Here is a 3,008-nt window from a genome sequence, read left to right on the forward strand (position 1 = left end):
AGTCACCAGTATGCCCGATACCGGATCGCCTGGTACCCGCCTTGCAATCCTCTATGTCGATGATGAACCTGGTCTCCTCCATATAGGAAAGCTCTACCTTGAACGGGAAGGTGAATTTGCGGTTACAACCATCAGGAGTGCACATGAGGCAATCCAGCTCCTCTCGGAAGAATCATTTGATGCAATAATCTCAGATTACCAGATGCCGGGATGCGATGGCATCTGCTTTCTCAAGCATCTCAGGGCGAATGGGAACCCAACTCCGTTTATCATCTTCACCGGAAAAGGGCGTGAAGATGTTGTTATTGACGCATTAAACAGCGGAGCTGATTTTTACCTCCAGAAAGGCGGTGATCCAAAGTCGCAGTTTGCCGAGCTCTCAAACAAGATACGGTATGCTATATCAAAAAGGAGGAGTGAACAGGCGCTTTTTGAAAGCGAGGAACGGTATCGGAATGTTGTTCTTGTGCAGACAGAGCTTATCTGCCGTTTTCTACCGAATGGCACCATTCTCTTTGCAAATGGTGCATACTGCCGTACCTTTGATCTGGATCCGGACTCTGTTATCGGAAGACGGTTCAAGCCAAAGATTCATCCCGGTGACGTTCACAAGGTCGCCCTCCTTTATGCTTCTCTTACCCCGAAAGAGCCGTCCGGGACCATCGATCAACGAACCATCATGAAGGATGGCGGGATCCGGTGGCACCGGTGGAGCACGACAGCCCTTTTCGATGAACGGGGTATTCTTTCCGAATACCAGGCGGTCGGAAAGGATATCACCGATCTCATTGAGCGCGATTTTGAACTCCAAAGGAGAAATGATGAGATAAGGGCTGCTTTTGAACAGCTGGCTGCGGCTGAAGAGGAACTCCGCCAGCAGCTGGATGAACTGACTGAAGCGCAGCATGAACTCCGTGAGGGCAGGCGACAGCTTCGGACTATTCTTGATCACTCATATGATGGGATCATCATCAGTGATTCCGATGGTGCAATTATCGATGTAAACGAGACGATGCTGAGGATGTTTGGGGTTTCGCATGAAGAGGCGCTCTCCTCTTCTCTTTCTGAATATCTCTCCGGCAGCCGAAGCCCTGGTCAATCCGAAAAAGGCCTGATGGATGGTTTTTCAGATGCCGGGGAATTATCTGCCCTCTCTGCCCGTCGCCCTGGTGATGGGACACTCTTTGATGTGGAAGTCTTCCGCACCCGGATACGATTTGAAGGGCGGGATCTCCTCCTCCTCAATATCCGGGATCTGACTGATAGGAAGCTTGCTGATGAAGCCGTGCGGAGGCGTATCCTGATCGATCAATCCCGTGACGGTATTGTGACCCTGGAACAGGATGGCAGCGTCTTCGAATCGAACAGGCAGTTTGCCGATATGCTCGGGTATACGCAGGATGAGATCCGGAATCTCCATGTCTGGGATTGGGATTTCCAGTTCAAACCGGAGACGCTGCTTGAGATGCTCGGAACGGTTGGTGAGGACGGCGATCACTTCGAGACACTGCACTGTAAGAAGGATGGCAGTGTCCTTTCGGTTGATATCAGTACAAATGCAGCCGTATTCTCTGGAAAGAAACTGATATTCTGTGTAGTCCGTGATATCACCGGAAAGAAGCTTGCGGAAGATGCACTCCGGAATGCAAACCGCCAGCTCAACCTGATGACCAGCATCACCCGTCATGATATCCAGAACCAGCTCATGATCACTGAAGGTTTTCTCTATATGGCTAAGAAGCGTGCAAGCGGAGATGAAGAGTTGCTCCGTCAACTGGAGAAGATTCAGATCTCATCAGAGATGATCCAGCGCCAGATTGCCTTCACCAAGACGTATCAGGATATTGGTGTACATAAGCCAAAGTGGCATGAACTCAATAGTATACTTCCACGAACAGATGTACCGGCGGAGATTCGTTTAACCGCAAAGGTGGAGGATGTTTCCATCTTTGCAGATCCCATGATCTCCAAAGTCTTCGAGAATCTCCTGGATAATACAATCCGCCATGGAGAGCATGTTACGCGGATCTGCGTCAGTTATGCTCAGGCAGGCGATGATCTCATGATCATCTGGGAGGATGATGGAGCCGGTATCCCTGAGAATTTGAAAAAGAAGATTTTCAATCGTGGCTTTGGTAAAAATACCGGCTATGGCCTCTTCCTCTCAAGCGAAATCCTCGGGATAACCGGGATTGCCATTCAGGAAACCGGTGTGTATGGGCAGGGAGCACGGTTTGAAATTCTGATTCCAAAAGGTGAATTCAGGATTTCGACAGCCTCTCAAGCTGCATGATGTATGCTAACCCGCTCTTTTTGGCCACAATAGCTGACAGTATGTCTCTCTCGAGCAGATACGTTCAGCTTCAGATGATCTCTTTCCAAAAGGAAGAGGGATATCTATTGATTGCCTCTTTTTCGAATTGACAACCTTCATCATCTAAAAAGAGCTATTCTTGGATTGGGAGCAGACTCATGGAGATGGAGCGGGGTATTTTTCATGGGGATATCATCAATTTTCTGCCTGATGCAACACTGGTTATTGACCGGGATGGTCTTGTCATTGCATGGAATCGTGCCATGGAGGAGCTTACCGGAGTATCTGCTGATTTGATGCTCGGCAAAGGCGACTATGAGTATGCTCTCCCGTTTTATGGGGAGCGGAAACCGATTCTTGCAAACCTGGTCTTCATGCCCGAGGTCGAGATCGAAAGGCGGTATAATAGTGTCGAAAAGATCGGCGATACGCTGGTGGTTGATATCTTCATCCCGACATTTGGGCCGGACGGTATCTGTCTCTGGGCAAAAGCAAGCCCGCTGTATGGTCCGGATGGCGGGATCATCGGTGCAATCGAGACGATACGGGATATAACCGATCGGAAACGTGCTGAAGAGGAGATCGCCAGATCCCACAAGAGCCTTGCAGATACCATAAATTTTCTGCCTGATGCAACACTGGTTATTGACCGGGATGGTCTTGTCATTGCATGGAATCGTGCAATGGAGGAGCT

The 3,008-nt window shown here is 49.5% G+C and carries 2 protein-coding genes; both read left to right on the forward strand.

Annotated elements, in window-relative coordinates; translation table 11 throughout:
• Positions 1–2,293 (forward strand): PAS domain S-box protein (locus QCH34_RS09860; protein WP_300333512.1); only part of this gene is annotated, 2,293 nt, incomplete at its 5' end.
• A 185-nt stretch (positions 2,294–2,478) separates the two neighbouring features.
• Positions 2,479–3,008: PAS domain-containing protein (locus QCH34_RS09865; RefSeq protein WP_300333514.1), on the forward strand; the 530-nt coding region annotated here is incomplete at its 3' end.

Source organism: Methanocalculus sp. (assembly GCF_029762515.1).
In the GTDB taxonomy this organism is placed as follows: Archaea; Halobacteriota; Methanomicrobia; order Methanomicrobiales; family Methanocorpusculaceae; genus Methanocalculus.